This window comes from Pseudomonas sp. WT-JTC (genome assembly GCF_056711565.1).
The window spans coordinates 5,640,916-5,657,537 of the sequence record NZ_CM160042.1; the positions used below are offsets into that span (position 1 = coordinate 5,640,916).

General features: G+C 60.0%; 14 protein-coding genes and 2 tRNA genes. 13 read left to right on the top strand and 3 right to left on the bottom strand.

Annotation, left to right across the window (positions count from 1 at the left end; translation table 11 throughout):
• The first annotated feature begins 26 nt into the window (after positions 1 to 26).
• From AC06G5_RS25590 to AC06G5_RS25615, 6 genes are all read left to right on the top strand, one after another.
• Positions 27 to 101: transfer RNA gene (locus AC06G5_RS25590), tRNA-Gln, on the top strand.
• A gap of 46 nt (positions 102 to 147) precedes the next feature.
• Positions 148 to 1,089, top strand: coding sequence for a ribose-phosphate pyrophosphokinase (locus AC06G5_RS25595; protein WP_003171603.1), 942 nt, complete (start codon positions 148 to 150; stop codon positions 1,087 to 1,089).
• Between the two features lie 142 nt (positions 1,090 to 1,231).
• Positions 1,232 to 1,831, top strand: a complete 600-nt coding sequence (locus tag AC06G5_RS25600; RefSeq protein WP_008016617.1) for a 50S ribosomal protein L25/general stress protein Ctc — start codon at positions 1,232 to 1,234, stop codon at positions 1,829 to 1,831.
• Between the two features lie 169 nt (positions 1,832 to 2,000).
• Complete coding sequence (gene pth, locus AC06G5_RS25605; protein WP_007973893.1) at positions 2,001 to 2,585, top strand: aminoacyl-tRNA hydrolase; 585 nt, start codon at positions 2,001 to 2,003, stop codon at positions 2,583 to 2,585.
• Positions 2,586 to 2,607: 22 nt separating this feature from the next.
• The gene (gene ychF, locus AC06G5_RS25610) at positions 2,608 to 3,708 is read left to right on the top strand and encodes a redox-regulated ATPase YchF (protein WP_413427041.1); all 1,101 of its coding nucleotides are present in this window, start codon (positions 2,608 to 2,610) and stop codon (positions 3,706 to 3,708) included.
• Positions 3,709 to 3,866: 158 nt separating this feature from the next.
• Positions 3,867 to 4,880 carry a 1-aminocyclopropane-1-carboxylate deaminase gene (locus AC06G5_RS25615; RefSeq protein WP_413704022.1) on the top strand — a complete coding sequence of 338 codons (1,014 nt, stop codon included), beginning with the start codon at positions 3,867 to 3,869 and terminating at the stop codon, positions 4,878 to 4,880.
• Between the two features lie 98 nt (positions 4,881 to 4,978).
• Here the strand turns inward: AC06G5_RS25615 and AC06G5_RS25620 are convergent, their stop codons facing one another.
• On the bottom strand, positions 4,979 to 6,196 hold the full coding sequence (locus AC06G5_RS25620) for an MFS transporter (RefSeq protein WP_480458544.1): 1,218 nt from the start codon (positions 6,194 to 6,196) through the stop codon (positions 4,979 to 4,981).
• A gap of 855 nt (positions 6,197 to 7,051) precedes the next feature.
• Between AC06G5_RS25620 and AC06G5_RS25625 the strand changes: the two genes are divergently transcribed.
• Positions 7,052 to 8,587 carry a methyl-accepting chemotaxis protein gene (locus tag AC06G5_RS25625; RefSeq protein WP_480459931.1) on the top strand — a complete coding sequence of 512 codons (1,536 nt, stop codon included), beginning with the start codon at positions 7,052 to 7,054 and terminating at the stop codon, positions 8,585 to 8,587.
• A 15-nt stretch (positions 8,588 to 8,602) separates the two neighbouring features.
• Here AC06G5_RS25625 and AC06G5_RS25630 read toward each other — a convergent pair whose 3' ends face one another.
• Positions 8,603 to 9,508 (bottom strand): LysR substrate-binding domain-containing protein, encoded by a 906-nt coding sequence (locus tag AC06G5_RS25630; protein ID WP_413427035.1) that lies wholly within the window; start codon positions 9,506 to 9,508, stop codon positions 8,603 to 8,605.
• A 226-nt stretch (positions 9,509 to 9,734) separates the two neighbouring features.
• Here AC06G5_RS25630 and AC06G5_RS25635 point away from each other — a divergent pair, with 226 nt between their 5' ends.
• The 6 genes from AC06G5_RS25635 to AC06G5_RS25660 all read left to right on the top strand — a co-directional run bounded on the left by AC06G5_RS25635 (position 9,735) and on the right by AC06G5_RS25660 (position 15,348).
• Complete coding sequence (locus AC06G5_RS25635) at positions 9,735 to 10,853, top strand: ABC transporter ATP-binding protein (RefSeq protein ID WP_413427033.1); 1,119 nt, start codon at positions 9,735 to 9,737, stop codon at positions 10,851 to 10,853.
• A gap of 15 nt (positions 10,854 to 10,868) precedes the next feature.
• Complete coding sequence (locus tag AC06G5_RS25640) at positions 10,869 to 11,789, top strand: ABC transporter permease (RefSeq protein ID WP_108228443.1); 921 nt, start codon at positions 10,869 to 10,871, stop codon at positions 11,787 to 11,789.
• A complete protein-coding gene (locus tag AC06G5_RS25645) occupies positions 11,789 to 12,595 on the top strand; it encodes an ABC transporter permease (RefSeq protein WP_008016604.1) in 807 nt (268 codons plus the stop codon). The genes AC06G5_RS25640 and AC06G5_RS25645 overlap by 1 nt, the downstream gene beginning before the upstream one ends.
• Positions 12,596 to 12,622: 27 nt before the next feature.
• Entirely contained in the window at positions 12,623 to 13,669 is a 1,047-nt protein-coding gene (locus AC06G5_RS25650; protein WP_413704019.1) for an ABC transporter substrate-binding protein, read from the top strand.
• A 60-nt stretch (positions 13,670 to 13,729) separates the two neighbouring features.
• Entirely contained in the window at positions 13,730 to 15,184 is a 1,455-nt protein-coding gene (locus AC06G5_RS25655; protein WP_413704018.1) for an amidase, read from the top strand.
• 87 nt (positions 15,185 to 15,271) lie between these two features.
• Positions 15,272 to 15,348 (top strand) — tRNA-Met (locus AC06G5_RS25660).
• Positions 15,349 to 15,447: 99 nt separating this feature from the next.
• Here the strand turns inward: AC06G5_RS25660 and AC06G5_RS25665 are convergent.
• Positions 15,448 to 16,557 (bottom strand): DUF2817 domain-containing protein, encoded by a 1,110-nt coding sequence (locus tag AC06G5_RS25665; protein WP_480458545.1) that lies wholly within the window; start codon positions 16,555 to 16,557, stop codon positions 15,448 to 15,450.
• Positions 16,558 to 16,622: the final 65 nt, after the last annotated feature.

Genomic DNA, 16,622 nt, shown 5'->3' on the forward strand with positions numbered 1-16,622 from the left:
TACAGGGTAATCGTTGCAACAGATACAGGGGCGTCGCCAAGCGGTAAGGCAGCAGGTTTTGATCCTGCCATGCGTTGGTTCGAATCCAGCCGCCCCTGCCATTTTCCTATACTCATCCAGGTTACCCTCAGCCTTCAGGTACTGCGCGTGTCCAAGATGATGGTCTTTACGGGGAACGCTAACCCCGATCTGGCTCGGCGTGTCGTACGTCAGCTGCATATCCCTCTCGGTGACATCTCTGTCGGTAAATTCTCCGACGGCGAAATTACAGCCGAGATCAATGAAAACGTCCGCGGTAAAGACGTCTTCATTATTCAGCCGACTTGCGCTCCGACCAACGATAACCTGATGGAACTGGTAGTGATGGCTGATGCCTTCCGCCGCTCCTCGGCTACTCGTATCACTGCTGTTATTCCTTACTTTGGTTATGCCCGTCAGGATCGCCGTCCGCGTTCCGCACGTGTGGCTATCAGCGCGAAAGTCGTGGCTGACATGCTTACCGTAGTCGGCATCGACCGTGTTCTCACGGTTGATCTGCATGCTGACCAAATCCAGGGTTTCTTCGATATTCCGGTAGATAACATCTACGGCTCCCCGGTTCTGGTGGATGACATCGAAGATCAGCGCTTCGAAAACCTGATGATCGTGTCCCCGGATATTGGTGGCGTCGTGCGTGCACGTGCCGTTGCCAAATCCCTGGGCGTGGATCTCGGGATCATCGACAAACGCCGTGAGAAAGCCAATCACTCTGAAGTGATGCATATCATCGGTGATGTCGAAGGGCGTACCTGTATTCTGGTCGATGACATGGTCGATACCGCCGGCACCCTGTGCCACGCGGCCAAGGCCCTGAAAGAGCATGGCGCAGCCAAGGTTTTCGCCTACTGCACGCACCCGGTGCTTTCGGGTCGGGCGATCGAAAACATTGAAAATTCCGTGCTGGACGAGTTGGTGGTGACTAACACCATTCCTCTGTCCGCTGCAGCACAAGCCTGTGCGCGTATCCGCCAACTGGATATCGCACCGGTAGTTGCCGAGGCGGTCCGCCGCATCAGCAATGAAGAATCGATCAGCGCGATGTTCCGCTAAGGGCCCTGCCCTTCTCGAAATGTCTCGTTGACGAAAAGCGCCCCGCCCCGGCATTCCTGTCGGGGCGGGGCTTTTTTGCCCATATCGCCTTTAGCGCTGGTCGCAAACGCTGGGGCGAGTGTGGTTATTTTGGAGATACAACATGAACGATTTTACTCTGAATGCTGAAGTGCGTTCCGACCTGGGGAAAGGTGCGAGCCGCCGCCTGCGTCGTCTCGCAAGCCTGGTTCCAGCTGTAGTTTACGGTGGCGACAAAGCCCCTGAATCCATCAGCATGCTGGCCAAAGAAGTTGCCAAACTGCTCGAAAACGAAGCGGCTTACAGCCACATCATCGAGCTGAACGTTGGTGGCACCAAGCAGAACGTCGTGATCAAAGCCCTGCAACGTCACCCGGCCAAAGGCCACGTGATGCACGCTGACTTCGTACGCGTTGTAGCTGGCCAGAAACTGACCGCTATCGTTCCAGTGCACTTCATCAACGAAGAAGCACCGACCAAGAAAGGCGGCGAAATCTCCCACGTTGTTGGCGAGATCGAAGTTTCCTGCCTGCCGAAAGATCTGCCTGAGTTCATCGAAGTCGACCTGGCTAACGCTGAAATCGGTTCGATCATTCACCTGTCCGACCTCAAAGCTCCTAAAGGCGTTGAGTTCGTTGCTCTGGCACACGGCGATGACAAGGCTGTTGCCAACGTCCACGCTCCACGTGTTGCTCCAGAAGCTGCAGAAGGCGCTGCAGAGTAATTTTACTCTGTACGCCGGAGTGACCGGAAACATCGCGGACTAGAGCATAGCGAGAAAGCGGGCGAGAACGCGGAGTTTACATCATGGTAAATGAGCAATTTTCGTCCACTTTCGCCGCACTTCCTGATTGCGGCGATGTTATCCACCACTCCAATGAAGGGCCCCTATCGTGACTGCCATCAAACTGATCGTTGGCCTGGGAAATCCAGGTGCTGAATACGAACAGACCCGGCATAACGCAGGGGCCCTTTTTGTTGAGCGCATCGCGAACGCACAAGGCGTGAACCTTGTGGCGGACCGCAAATATTTCGGCCTGACCGGGCGCTATTCGCATCAGGGTCAGGATGTTCGTCTGCTGATTCCCACCACGTACATGAACCGCAGCGGCCAGGCCGTGGCGGCCCTTGCAGGTTTCTTCCGCATCAAGCCTGAAGAAATCCTCGTGGCACACGACGAACTCGATCTGCCTCCGGGCGTCGCCAAACTCAAAGTGGGCGGCGGCCATGGCGGTCATAACGGGTTGCGCGACATCATTGCGCAACTGGGCAATCAGAACACTTTCCACCGCCTGCGGCTTGGCATCGGTCACCCGGGCGTCGCCAGCATGGTTTCAAATTTCGTCCTGGGTCGTGCGCCACGCGCCGAACAGGAAAAACTCGATGCCAGCATCGACTTTGCCCTCGGCGTGCTGCCGGATATCCTCGCCGGGGAATGGAACCGCGCGATGAAAAACCTGCACAGCCAGAAGGCCTGACTCTTATCCGAGGGGAAACACCATGGGATTCAATTGCGGCATCGTCGGCCTGCCTAACGTCGGCAAGTCCACCCTGTTCAACGCCCTGACCAAATCCGGGATCGCGGCCGAGAACTTCCCCTTCTGCACCATCGAGCCGAACAGCGGTATCGTGCCGATGCCGGATCCGCGTCTGGACGCTCTGGCGGCCATCGTCAATCCAAAGCGCATCCTGCCGACCACCATGGAATTCGTCGACATCGCGGGCCTGGTTGCCGGCGCGTCGAAAGGTGAAGGCCTGGGCAACAAGTTCCTGGCCAACATCCGTGAAACCGATGCCATCGCCCACGTGGTCCGCTGCTTCGAAGACGAGAACGTGATTCACGTCTCCAACAGCGTCGACCCGAAACGCGATATCGAAATCATCGACCTGGAACTGATTTTCGCCGACCTCGACAGCTGCGAGAAACAACTGCAGAAAGTCGCGCGCAACGCCAAGGGCGGTGACAAGGACGCAGTGGTCCAGAAAGGCCTGCTGGAGCAACTGATCGCTCACTTCACCGAAGGCAAGCCGGCGCGCAGCCTGATGAAGAACATGGGCACCGACGAGAAAGCGGTGATCAAGGGCTTCCACCTGCTGACCACCAAACCGGTCATGTACATCGCCAACGTCGCTGAAGACGGTTTCGAAAACAACCCGCACCTGGACGTGGTCAAGGCCATCGCCGAAGAAGAAGGCGCCGTGGTTGTTCCGGTGTGCAACAAGATCGAAGCGGAAATCGCCGAGCTCGATGACGGCGAAGAAAAAGACATGTTCCTCGAAGCCCTGGGCCTCGAAGAGCCTGGCCTGAACCGCGTGATCCGTGCCGGCTACGAAATGCTACACCTGCAGACCTACTTCACCGCCGGTGTCGAAGAAGTCCGCGCCTGGACCGTCCGCGTCGGTGCCACCGCACCACAAGCCGCTGGCGTGATCCACACCGACTTCGAAAAAGGCTTCATCCGCGCCGAAGTGATCGCCTACAACGACTTCATCCAGTACAAGGGCGAAGCCGGTACCAAGGAAGCCGGTAAATGGCGTCTGGAAGGCAAGGATTACATCGTCAAAGACGGCGACGTGATGCACTTCCGCTTCAACGTGTAACGGTGACCGTGGATTTACACGGAACCCGATAGACTGAAAATCCCCGTAATCACTCGCTGATACGGGGATTTTGCTTTTTGGGATCGTGGTAGCGCGCAGCCCTCTCACATGTGCTCTGCTAGACTAAAAACGGCTCATCCGTGATCTGGAGAACCGTCATGCTGGATAAATTTGAACGCTATCCACTCATGTTCGGCCCTACGCCGATTGAGAAACTGAATCGCCTATCGGCGTGTCTCGGGGGCAATGTCGAGCTCTATGCCAAACGAGAGGATTGCAACTCCGGGCTCGCGTTTGGCGGTAACAAGATCCGAAAGCTGGAATACATTATTCCCGATGCCATTGCCTCGCAGGCAGATACGCTGGTGTCCATCGGTGGCGTCCAGTCAAACCACACGCGCCAGGTCGCGGCTGTTGCTGCCAAACTCGGCATGAAGTGCCGTCTCGTTCAAGAAAGCTGGGTTCCGTTCCCGGATGCGGTCTATGACCGGGTTGGGAATATCCTGATGAGCCGCGTGCTGGGGGCCGAAATTGAATTCGTCGACGAAGGTTTCGATATCGGCATCCGCGAGAGCTGGGAGCGGGCGCTGGAAGATGTTAAGGCGAAAGGAGGTAAACCGTATGCCATTCCCGCCGGCGCTTCTGTGCACAAATTTGGAGGTCTCGGCTATGTCGGCTTCGCCGAAGAAGTACGCGAACAAGAGACCAGGATGGGGATCAGGTTTGATTACATAATCGTCTGCACTGTGACCGGCTCCACGCATGCAGGCATGTTGGTGGGATTTGCCAAGGATGGTCGTGCCCGCAATGTGATTGGTATCGACGCCTCCGCCACACCTGAACAAACCAGGGCACAAGTGCTGGCCATTGCTCAGCAAACGGCCAGACTTATTGGGCTTGGCCAGGAAATCACAGCTGACGATGTTGTCCTTAAAGAAGAATATGCCTATCCGGCCTACGGCATCCCATCAGAAGAAACCAATGCAGCCATCCGGTTGTGCGCTCGCATGGAAGGCATGATGACGGACCCGGTCTACGAGGGAAAATCCATGCAAGGCCTCATTGATCTCGTCCGCCAGGGGTTTTTCCCGGATGGGTCGAAGGTGCTTTATGCACATCTCGGTGGTGTACCGGCGATTAACGCGTACAGCTATATCTATCGAAACGGCTGAATTTTTAGAGGTCCTGAAACCGGCGTAAACCATATTCAGGACGCAACACGACAGAAATTTCGGCCACACCACCGCCCCCACACTCGATGGTTGTTGGTTCAGGCCTTTTTGGTACGCGGCAAAAAGATCGCCAACCCCCCAAACAACGGCAGGAACGAACACAGGTAGTACACGTACTCGATGCCGTGAATATCCGCCAGATGGCCCAGCAACGCCGCGCCAATCCCGCCGAAGCCGAACATCAGGCCGAAGAACACCCCGGCGATCATCCCGACATTGCCCGGCACCAGTTCCTGGGCGTACACCACGATGGCCGAGAACGCCGAGGCGAGAATGAAGCCGATGACCACGCTGAGAATGCTGGTCCAGAACAGGTCGACATGTGGCAGCAGCAAGGTGAACGGTGCAACGCCGAGGATCGAAAACCAGATCACCGCCTTACGCCCGATTTTGTCGCCGATCGGCCCGCCAAAGAATGTCCCCGCCGCTACCGCGCCCAGAAACAGGAACAGGTGCAATTGCGAACTGGCGACCGACAGGTCGAATTTCTCGATCAGGTAGAAGGTGAAGTAGCTGGTGAGACTGGACATGTAGAAATACTTGGAGAACACCAGCAACCCGAGCACGACCAGCGCGCTGATGACTCGCCCCCTGGACAGGCCGTGAGTCGCCGCCTGACCCTGCTTGAGCTTGAACAGGCTCAAGTGGTTGGCGTACCAGCGGCTGATCCGGTAGAGCACGAACAGCGCAAATACCGCGAACAGGCCGAACCACGCCACGTGCCCTTGACCGAAGGGAATGATGATCGCCGCCGCCAGTAACGGGCCGAACGCCGAGCCTGCGTTACCCCCGACCTGGAAGGTCGATTGCGCCAGCCCGAAGCGTCCGCCTGAAGCCAGGCGCGCCACGCGGGACGCTTCGGGGTGGAAAGTCGAAGAGCCGATGCCAATCAAACCCGCCGCCAGCAGAATCAACGGAAAGCTGCCGACCACCGACATCATAAGAATCCCGATCAAGGTGCAGACCGTACCCGCCGGCAGTAGCCATGGCTTGGGATGACGGTCGGTGTAGTAACCGACCCACGGCTGCAACAGCGAGGCCGTCAACTGGAACGTCAGGGTGATCAGGCCGACCTGGGTGAAGGTCAGGCCATAGTTGGCCTTGAGCATCGGGTAGATCGACGGCAGCACCGACTGGATCAGGTCGTTGATCAAATGCGCCAGCGCCACCGCGCCGATGATGCGCATCACCAAGGGGCTGCTTTGGGGCGTAGCGGACGCCGGCACTGAACCGGTCTGGGCGTTGCTGATAGCCATGGGGTTTTCCGTACAACAGGTGGGTGCAAACGGGCAGGTGCGCCAATGTGCCATTTTTCAGTGCAGCAACGCCATCCCCTTAGCCTGCTAACTACTTCGATTTCATCGCCACAACGTTGATGGCGCATAGCCATGGTCTGAATCTTGCCTTGCTTGTCTGCTTGAACGCGGCTTCCTTACAAAGGAGGCCGGCAATGGGAAGTTTCGCCACAGAGTCGGCCTACAGAGCGGGCAAGGGTGAACTTTCGAGGCCTTTTTAGAGGGCACGAGTCGGCGGTGCAACAACCTCCGACGCACGCCAATGGTGCGTGGTGTCCAGAGGAGTCATGGGGCATGCAGGCTTTTTTATCACCGGGGATCGGGTTGCTGGGGCATTTCGGCTTCGCACGCAAATTCCAGCTGTTGTTTCTGCTGTTTATCCTGCCGCTGGCCGGCAGCCTGTGGATGATCGGCCAGGACTATCGCGACAAACTCAGCCTGATCTCCGGCGAACGCGCCGGGGTGCGGCAACTGCTCGCTCTTGATGCGCTGGATGACCTGCTCGCCGCCCAGCGTGATCGCGCCGCCCGGTGGCGCGCCACAGAAACCAATCGCCAGCCAACGCCGGCCACCCTCGCTGCGATGGCCGCGTTCGATGCGGCTCAACCCGCCGTCAGCCAGGCCACTGCCGAGTTGGGCAATGCTCTGCAAAAAGAAGCTGCCGAGGGTGAAACGCTGTCGCGTTATCACGCCCTGCAAACCACCCTCGATGGCCTCGATTCAAAAAGCCTGAGCAATGTCGGCTGGTGGCCGGATGGCTACGATCGCTTCACCAACGCCTTGAGCGCCCTGCAACCCTTGCGCGAGCAGATCGCCATGGACAATCGCCTGACGCTGGCACCGTGGCTGGAAACCTACCTGCTCACGCAGATCTCCACCCAACATGCGCCGGACCTGATCGAGCGAGTCGGGCGCTTGGCGGCGGTGGGCCAGGCGTCGGTAGTGTCCGGGCAGTTCACTCTGCAAAGTCGCTTGCAACTGCGCGACTTGCGCAGCCGCATCGGTGATGCGCGCGAGCAGTTGGTGAAAACCGCAGGTCTGCTCGAAGCGCGCCTGCCTGGCGCCCTGCAAACCTGGGCCGGGCAATACCATGACAGCCTCAAACACCTGGACGCGGGCCTGAAGGTGCTGGATGACGGCGTGTTCGGCGGCAGCATCAACCTCAAGCCGGATGACTTCGAACGCAGTCTCGATGCCCTGCTCTCCGACCTCGCCTCGTTGCGCCAGCAATCGCTGGTGTCGCTGGATCAACGCCTTGATTACTACCACGGCTCGGCGATCCGCCAGTTCATTGTGGTGGCCGCCGTGTTGGGCTGCCTGCTGTTGGCCGCGCTGTATCTGTTCATCTGTTTGCAGGCCTCGATCCGCCGCAGCGCCAGCGGCATCACGCTACTGGCCGAGGCCTTGCGCGATGGCAATCTGAGCCTGCAAGTACCAGTTCAGGGTCGGGACGAACTGGCGGCCATCAGCACCGCGCTGAACGTCGCCGTGGTGCAACTGCGCACCAGCCTGCAAGGGGTGGATCACGAAACCCTGCAATTGAGCCACGCCGTGCAAACCCTCAACCATCACTCCAGCGACGCCTTGGGCGAAGTCGAAGCCCAGCAGTTGCAGATAAGCCAGATCGCCGCGGCGGCGACGCAACTGGCCGCCACCTCACAAGGGGTGGCCCACAGTTGCGAGCAGGCATCCGGTAGCGCCCAGCACACCCGGCGCATCGCCACCGACAGCAGCCGTGACAGCCAGCGCACCACTGCGAGCATCCAGCAACTCAATCAACGCCTGAATGAAACGGCAGCGGCGCTGGGCCGGGTCAGCGAGCAGGGGCAGCAGATCCAGCTGGTGGTCGACACCATTCGTGGCGTCGCCGAGCAGACCAACCTGTTGGCACTCAACGCCGCGATCGAGGCAGCTCGGGCCGGCGAACAGGGTCGCGGCTTTGCGGTGGTGGCCGATGAAGTGCGCAGTCTGTCGCAACGTACGCAATCTTCGACTGCGCAGATTGCCGGCACAGTCGATAGCTTGCGCAACACGGTGAACGAAGCCGTGAGCCTGATGGAAGCGGCCTGTGGTCAGGCACAATCCGATGCGCAGGCAGTGACAGGCCTGGGTGAGCGGCTCGGGGAAATCGCCAGCGCGGTGCAAAGTGTCACCGATACCCTGGCGCAAATCGCCACGGCGGTGGAGGAGCAGGCCAGTACCGCCGACGAGGTCAGCGGCAATATCCAGCAGGTCGATCAAGCGGCGTTGCGTTTGCTCGAAGGTGCGCGCGCGGTGAACCAGGCAGCGGACACCTTGAGCCACGGCAGCAAGGCCCTCAGCGACAACACCGGGCGCTTCCGCTTGAGTTGAATCCGGCAGCGCTGCTCAGGCGCGGATCACCGCCTCCGGGAAGTCCTGCTCCAGCTCGGTCTTGAGCCAGTCGATAAACCACACCACGTCCGCCGAGAGCTCGGTGGACGGCGTGAGCACCCGATAGCTTTCCAGCTTCACTTGCGCGTCCACCACCCGCACCAACTTGCCGCTGTGGAGTTCTTCGCGCACCAGCACTTCGTTGGCCAGCGCAATGCCCTGCCCGCTCTCGGCCACCGACAACGCGTGGTCGTTGTTGACGTAGAGCATGTCCGAATTGAGGTGCATGTCGAGGTCGTTGGCGGCGAACCACAGGTTCCACCACTCACCGTCATCGACGTGGATCAGGTTGTGTTTCACCAGGTCCGCGGGGCTGTCGATGGGCCCGACGCTGGCCAGATATTCGGGGGAACAGATCGGAAACACCCGAGGACAAATCAGGCTGGTGCGGGAGTGGGCATATTGGCCGTCCAACCCGTAGACGATGCCCAGGTCAGCGCTTTTGCCATCCACTTCGGTGAAGGTCGAATTGGGTTCGATGGCGAATTTCAAACCCGGACGCAGATGGCGCATGGTCTCTATGCGTGGCATCAGCCAGCGCTTGGCGAACCCCGGCACCACCATGATGCGCAACCAGCGCTCGGCGTGTTTGGGCTGCGCCTCTTTTCCGGCTTCGATGATCAGTTGCAGGGCGGCGCTGATCTTGCGGTGGTACTTCTCCCCTGCCGCCGTCAGGTTGACTCCGCGAGAGGTGCGCTCGAACAGTTGGATGCCCAGCCAGTCCTCCAGCAGCTTCACATGGCGGCCGATGGCCGGCTGGGTCACGTGCAGGGCTTTGGAGGCTTCGACATAGCTGCCCAACCGGGCCGCGGCATCAAAGGCACGCACCGCGTTGAGCGGCGGCAAACGGTGGTCAGGCATGGTTTTCGGACGCCTTGTGCTGTTAAATTTTTTAACAGCCCCTATGTTAAAATTGAAGTTTCGCCCCCGCAACCCCTCGCTGATAATCGAGCCACAGCAGAACAAAAGAACAGCTGGTTACAACACTCGAACGCAATCTCGATCCTGCCCAGAAAAATAATATCCATGGTCCGACGGCTCCGCTGTTTACAGCGCTCGCGGACGATGGGGGAATCGGAGGTAACGCATGAATGCCCTGCATTCGCTGCAAACGCTGGCGGTGTCCATCCGCTCAGTGCGCAAAGTCTACGGTGATCCAAAGACTGGCCCGGTGGCGCTCAAAAGCATCGACCTGGACATTCGCGACAACGAATTCTTCACCCTTCTCGGCCCTTCGGGCTGTGGCAAAACCACGCTCCTGCGGATGATCGCCGGGTTCGAATTCCCTACCGAAGGCGAGATTCTGCTCTACGGCGAAAACATCGCCGACCGCCCGCCATTCCAGCGTCCGGTCAACACGGTGTTCCAGCATTACGCGCTGTTCCCGCACATGACCATCGCCGAGAACCTGGCCTTCGGTCTTGAGTCCCACCCGATGGGCAAGATCCTGAACAAAACGCAGATGGCCGAACGGGTGCGCGAGATGCTTGCCCTGGTGCAGATGGAGCGCTTCGCCAACCGCAAGCCGGCACAACTGTCCGGTGGTCAGCAACAGCGCGTCGCCCTCGCTCGTGCATTGGCGCCACACCCGAAAGTGTTGCTGCTCGACGAACCGCTCTCGGCCCTGGACCTCAAGCTGCGCCAGGCCATGCGCGAAGAGCTGAAAACCATCCAGGCGCGTACCGGCATCACCTTCATCTTCGTCACCCACGACCAGGAAGAAGCCCTGACCATGTCCGACCGCATCGCCGTGTTGTCCGAAGGCGAAGTGCAGCAGGTCGGCCGCCCGGAAGACATCTACGAGCGCCCGCGCAATCGTTTTGTCGCGGACTTCATCGGTGAAACCAACTTCATCGAAGGCACCGTCACCCGCGTCGAAGATGGCCTGGCCTGGTTCGCCGGCCCGGCCGGTCACCCGCTGCCTGCGCAGCCGTGCAGCAATGTGCGGGTCGGTGCCAACGTCGCGTTGTCGGTGCGCCCCGAGCGTTTGCATCTGGTGCCAGGCAATACCGACGGTGCCTTGCCGTGCCGGATCGAAGCGCAGATCTACCTCGGCACCGACCTGCAATACCAGGTCAGCCTGAGCAACGGTTCGCGCCTCACCGTGCGCACCCCCAACTGCGTCGACCAGAGCAAACGCTTCGCACCGGGAAGCCAGGCCGGCCTGTTGTTTGACCAGGGTAGCGCCAGCGTCCTGCACGATTGAGCACGAGGAATTGCCATGCACGCTTTACCGATTGCCAATACCCTGGAACGTCGGCGGGCTTTCCAGAGTTTTCTCGGTGTCAGCCCCGCGCTGATTGCCATCGGCCTGTTTCTGATCGTGCCGATCCTGATCGTCATCGGTTACTCGCTGATGGAAGCCAACCCCTACGGCGGGGTGAACAAGGTGTTCAGCAGCGACGCCTACACCTCGCTGCTGTTCGAACGGCAACTGGATGACAGCCTGGCCTTCGCCGACTCCTACCTGATCATCGCCTTGCGCTCCATCGGCATCGCCGGACTGACCACCGTCATCACCTTGCTGATCGGCTTTCCGGTCGCGGTGTGGCTGGCCATGCAACCGGCCCATCGCCGAGGCCTGCTGATCTTTCTGATCACTGTACCGTTCTGGGCGAACCTGTTGATCCGCACCTATGCGTGGATCCTGCTGCTGCGTAACACCGGGGTGATCAACAACAGCCTGATGGGGCTCGGGGTCATCGATCAGCCGCTGCAACTGCTTTACACCGACGGCGCGGTGCTGCTGGGGCTGGTCTACACCTACGCGCCCTTCGTGGTGCTGCCGATCTACGCCACCCTGGAAAAAATGGACATCCGCCTTCTCGAGGCCGCTCAGGACCTCTACGCCGGGCGCGTGCGTACTTTGCGCAAGGTGGTGTTGCCTATCGCCAAACCGGGGATTCTTGCCGGCGCCATCCTCACCTTCGTGCCTTGCCTCGGAGCGATGATCGCCCCGGAACTGCTGGGCGGCGGCACGCGAATGATGCTCGGCAACCTGATCTTCCGGCAGTTCAGCGATGCCCGTAACTGGCCCTTCGGCGCAGCCCTGTCGCTGGTGCTGATGGCAGCGGTGATGTTGGTTCTGACGGTCTATGCCCTGCGTGCCGAACGCCAGCGCATCGCCAAAGGAGGTGCGTGATGATCGGCCTGTTCAAACGCAACACGCTGGGTGTGCAGGATTTCCCGGGCTTCGGCGGATTCAGTTTCCTGTTCTACCTGTATCTCTACGCGCCGATCGTGGTGCTGGTGGCGTTCTCGTTCAACGCCAATCAGTCGGCAACGGTATGGACCGGGTTCAGCCTCGACTGGTATCGCGCTGCGTTCGCCAACCAGGCCCTGCGCCAGGCGGCCGGCAACAGCCTGTTGATCGCGGTCTGCGCCAGCATGGTCGCCACGGCCATCGCCACCCTCGCCGCCCTCGGCACGTCACGGGGGGCGAAATTCAAAGGCCTGCAATTGTCCATGGGCGCAATCATGCTGCCCCTGGTATTGCCGGAAATCGTGGTCGGCGTCGCCACCCTCGCGCTGTTCTCCACCATCGGTCTGTCCCTGGGCTACGGCAACCTGATCATCGCGCACACGGTGTTCTGCATTCCGTTCGCCTTTCTGCCGATACGGGCACGCCTGAACGACATGGACCTGTCCCTGGAACAGGCCTCGGCCGACCTCTATGCCGGCCCGTGGCGGACCTTCCGCAAGGTGACCCTGCCGCTGCTGATGCCGGGGATTTTCTCCGGGCTGATGCTGGCCTTCATCGTGTCGCTGGATAACTTCGTGATCTCGATGATGGTCTCCCAGGCCGGCACCACCACCTTGCCAATCTTCATCTTCGGCCTGTTGCGCATGGGCGTGACACCCGACGTCAACGCCGTGTCGACCCTGATCCTGGGCGTCTCGGTGCTGTTCGTCACCCTTTCTTATCTGCTGGGCAAAAAGAAATCCTGAACCTTCTACGCACTGTGGGGAAATAGCATGAGCAAGTGGATTAAAAGCATCGGCACGTCGTTGTTCCTGACCTTGCCGCTGACCATGGCCGGCAACGTTCAGGCCGCGGAAAAACTCAATGTGGTGAGCTGGAGCGGTTACTTTTCGCCGGAGATCCTCGCCAAGTTCCAGAAGCAGACCGGCATTGAAGTCACCGTCGACTCCTACGACTCCAACGAAACTCTGTTGGCCAAATTGAAACAGGGCGGTGCGGGTTACGACGTGGCGATCCCATCCCACCAGTTCATTCCGATCCTGATCAAGGAAAAGCTGCTGGAGCGTTTCGACCCGGTCAACGAGCCCTACTATGCCGGCGTCGTCGACAACCTGAAAAAACCCACCTGGGACCCCGAGGGCGCCTACTCCGTGCCGTTCATCTGGGGCACCACCAGCGTGGTGCTCAACACCGAGCGCTACAAGGGCCCTGCCGATACCCTCAAGGTGCTTTACGAGCCACCGACCGAGCTGCAAGGGCGAATCAACATGTTCGACTCGGTCAGTGATGTGGTGGACATGGCCAGCCTGTACTTGAACATTCCGCTGTGCAGTGAAGATCCGAAGCAGATGCAGCAGATTCTGACCCTGCTCAAGGCGCAGAAACCGTTCGTCAAGACCTACAGTTCCAAGGCGGGTTCGATCCGCGAAAACCTGGCGTCCGGTGAGATCGACATGTCGACCTTCTGGGGCGGTTCGTCGATGCGCGCCCGGGAAATGAAACCGAGCCTGAACTACCTGTACCCGAAAGAAGGCGTACTGGCCTGGGTCGACAACATGGTCATCCCGACCGGCAGCAAGAATCCGGCGAACGCCAAGGCGTTCATTGCGTTCCTCAGCCAGCCTGAAAACGCGGCAATGACCCAGAACTTCCTCAAGCACCAGAGCCCGATCAAGGGAGTGGAACCGTTCCTCGACGCAGGCCTCAAGGATGCGCCGGAACTGCACATCCCCGAAGGCACTCCGGTGGTGTTCAGCAAGACCTGCGGCGAAGGCGCGATCCGCCTGGCCGACCGTCTCTGGACCAACCTGATGCGTTGATCGCTACCGCCCCGACGCAATGGCGGGGCGTTTTTCCAGCCGTCTGAAAGGCCGCTTGCAATGAACTCTAATAACATCAGCGAACTGGTCCTGTTGCAGGCCCACGAGCTCGCCGAACGCATCCGCCTGCGCCAGGTTTCCTGCCGGGAAGTGATGCAGACTTATCTTGCCCATATCGAACGCTTCAATCCGCAGGTCAATGCCCTGGTGAGCCTGCAAGCGCCGGAGGACCTGCTGGCCGAGGCCGATCAGCGCGACGCCGAGTTGGCCCGTGGTGAATACAAAGGCTGGATGCACGGCCTGCCCCACGCGATCAAGGACCTGTCCCTCACGCGCGGCATCCGCACTACCTTGGGTTCGCCGCTGTACAAGGACTTCATCCCCGAGCGCGACGGCATCATGGTCGAGCGGATCAAGGCCGCCGGAGCGATCATCATCGGCAAGAGCAACACCCCGGAATTCGGCCTCGGCTCGCAAAGCTACAACCCGCTGTTCGGCGCGACCGGTTGCGCCTACGACCCGAGCAAGACCGCTGGCGGCAGCAGCGGCGGCGCGGCGGCGGCGCTGGCCATGCACCTGGTGCCGGTGGCCGATGGCAGCGACATGATGGGCTCGCTGCGCAACCCGGCCGCGTTCAACAACATCTTCGGCTTCCGTCCGTCCCAGGGCCGCGTGCCCTTCGATGACAGTGCCGACCTGTTTATCGACCAACTCGGCTACGAAGGCCCCATGGCTCGCAGCGTGCGCGATGCGGCGTTGCTGCTGTCGGTGCAGGCCGGGGCCGATGCGCGGGCGCCGCTGTCGATTGCCGAGACCGGAAACGCCTTTGCGGCACCGCTGGAGCGGGACTTCAAAGGCACTCGCCTGGGCTGGCTCGGCGACTTCAACGGCTACCTGCCGATGGAAAAAGGCATCCTCTCGCTGTGCGAAACGGCCTTTGCCGATTTCGAAAGCCTGGGTTGCCATATCGAGCCCGTACAGCCGGAATTCGCGCCAGAGAAGCTGTGGAGCAGTTGGCGGACATTGCGCCACTGGATGGTCGCCGGCTCGTTGGGCGCGACCTATGCCGACCCGCAAAAGCGTGCACTGCTGAAACCGGAAGCCTGCTGGGAAGTGGAAAACGGCCTGAAACTTTCGGCCACTGACGTGTTTGCCGCGTCGGTGATGCGCAGCGACTGGTATCGGGCGATCTCCAGGCTGTTCGAAAAATACGACTACCTGCTGCTGCCGAGCGCCCAGGTATTCCCGTTCGATAAAACCCAACCGTGGCCCGCCTCCATCGAAGGCGTGAGCATGGACACCTATCACCGTTGGATGGAGGTGGTGATCCCCGGCACGTTGTCCGGCTGCCCGGTGGCTAACGTACAGGTCGGCTTCAACGCCAGCGGCCTGCCCATGGGCCTGCAAATCATCGGCAGACACCAGGCCGACTTCGCTGTCCTGCAACTGGCGCACGCGTACGAACAGGCCAGCCGCTGGTTCCAGCGCTGCCCTTCACCCCTGCTCAGAGGATAGATTTTGATAAACGGTTGAAAGCGCAGAGAAATATTTTAGATTTGTGCTTGACGCATCCCCGTTACCGGTGAATAATGCGCGCCACTTGGCTACATAGCTCAGTTGGTTAGAGCATAGCATTCATAATGCTGGGGTCCGGGGTTCAAGTCCCTGTGTAGCCACCAAGTACTAAAAACGGCTTACCGCAAGGTAAGCCGTTTTTTTATGCCTTGAAAAAAACACGCTGCGGTTGCAGGAAATCCTCAACCGCATGCGCGCATCGATCAGACGCCAATGGTCGACAATGCAGACAACGCCCGCTCCCAGATCTGCCACGTGCGCAACCAGACCATCGCCTGCCAATCGCTATCCGCCGGATAGAACTGCTCCAGCAGATTCAACTTGATCCCGCGTCCCGTTGCGTCACTTGGGTTGCCATGCAAATGCAGCCAGTGGTCATCACGCAGATGCCGGTGAACGTCCGGCCCGGGATAGGTCCCGCACTCGATGACGAAAGGCATCAGCCGTACCTGCGGCAGTGCATCGATCAACGCCTGTGAGGTATAGCCGGTGGCCGTCGCGGCCACGCCGGTTTCGCTGACAGTCTCGGCGCCGGTTTGCAGGCTGTAGAGCCATGGGCCGTAAATCGCCTGCGCATCCGCCAGCGCCGGATAGGCGGACTCGGTGATGGTCAGCAACATCGGATGACCGTACTCGCCCGCGCCGGTGTGCAAGTCGAAACACATGGCGACCTCGGCATGGCTCACGTGCTTTTGCACGATTTGGTGCAGCGTGCGGTTCGACCAGCTCGGCGCCAGCCCGCCGTAAAACAGGCCATCGGGATGAGCATGCTGACCGCCCTCGACTATCGACATCACCGCCGGCCAGCCATGCAGGCGAATCTGCTCGTCGAGCAAGGCATCGGCACGATCACGCTCCGGGCCGTGCAACTGCGGACAGGCATAGATTTCATGCAGGGCGTTGTACGCCTGGTTGTCTGGCAGCGGGCGCTGGAAGTTCAGGTGATTGCGGTTCAGGTCGATGTTGTCTTCGTTGACCCGGCGCAACCACGCCATGCCCCAAGGGTTGATGGCATGGATCATGACCACGGCGACATCCGCTGGCAGGGAACGCCTGCCCAACTCCTGCAGCCATTTGATCTGGCACCCCGAGCCGTAGAAACCTTCAACCCCGTGGGTGCCGCTCAACGCAATCAACAAGCGCCTGGCGCCCGGATCACCGAGTACCGCCACATCGGTACTCAACGATTCGCCGAACGGGCCTTTGAGCGGGTGTGGATATTCAGTCAGCGTTGCGCCTGCGGTAGTCGCGGCGGCCAGGAACTGTTCACGCTGGGTGCGATAGCCGGGCTGGGTGGGGAATTCGGTTTGCATGTCTGCCTCTTGTTGATTTTCTGGCCTGCCTGTTGGCAACGACCCTACAGAAAATCCTGCCATTG

Coding starts and splice junctions, on each gene's coding strand:
- AC06G5_RS25665 (WP_480458545.1), bottom strand. CDS start 16,557: ATGCAAACCGAATTCCCCACCCAGCCCGGCTATCGCACCCAGCGTGAA.
- AC06G5_RS25630 (WP_413427035.1), bottom strand. CDS start 9,508: ATGCCTGACCACCGTTTGCCGCCGCTCAACGCGGTGCGTGCCTTTGAT.
- AC06G5_RS25600 (WP_008016617.1), top strand. CDS start 1,232: ATGAACGATTTTACTCTGAATGCTGAAGTGCGTTCCGACCTGGGGAAA.
- AC06G5_RS25640 (WP_108228443.1), top strand. CDS start 10,869: ATGCACGCTTTACCGATTGCCAATACCCTGGAACGTCGGCGGGCTTTC.
- ychF (WP_413427041.1), top strand. CDS start 2,608: ATGGGATTCAATTGCGGCATCGTCGGCCTGCCTAACGTCGGCAAGTCC.
- AC06G5_RS25620 (WP_480458544.1), bottom strand. CDS start 6,196: ATGGCTATCAGCAACGCCCAGACCGGTTCAGTGCCGGCGTCCGCTACG.
- AC06G5_RS25650 (WP_413704019.1), top strand. CDS start 12,623: ATGAGCAAGTGGATTAAAAGCATCGGCACGTCGTTGTTCCTGACCTTG.
- AC06G5_RS25615 (WP_413704022.1), top strand. CDS start 3,867: ATGCTGGATAAATTTGAACGCTATCCACTCATGTTCGGCCCTACGCCG.
- AC06G5_RS25625 (WP_480459931.1), top strand. CDS start 7,052: ATGGACAATCGCCTGACGCTGGCACCGTGGCTGGAAACCTACCTGCTC.
- AC06G5_RS25655 (WP_413704018.1), top strand. CDS start 13,730: ATGAACTCTAATAACATCAGCGAACTGGTCCTGTTGCAGGCCCACGAG.
- AC06G5_RS25635 (WP_413427033.1), top strand. CDS start 9,735: ATGAATGCCCTGCATTCGCTGCAAACGCTGGCGGTGTCCATCCGCTCA.
- AC06G5_RS25645 (WP_008016604.1), top strand. CDS start 11,789: ATGATCGGCCTGTTCAAACGCAACACGCTGGGTGTGCAGGATTTCCCG.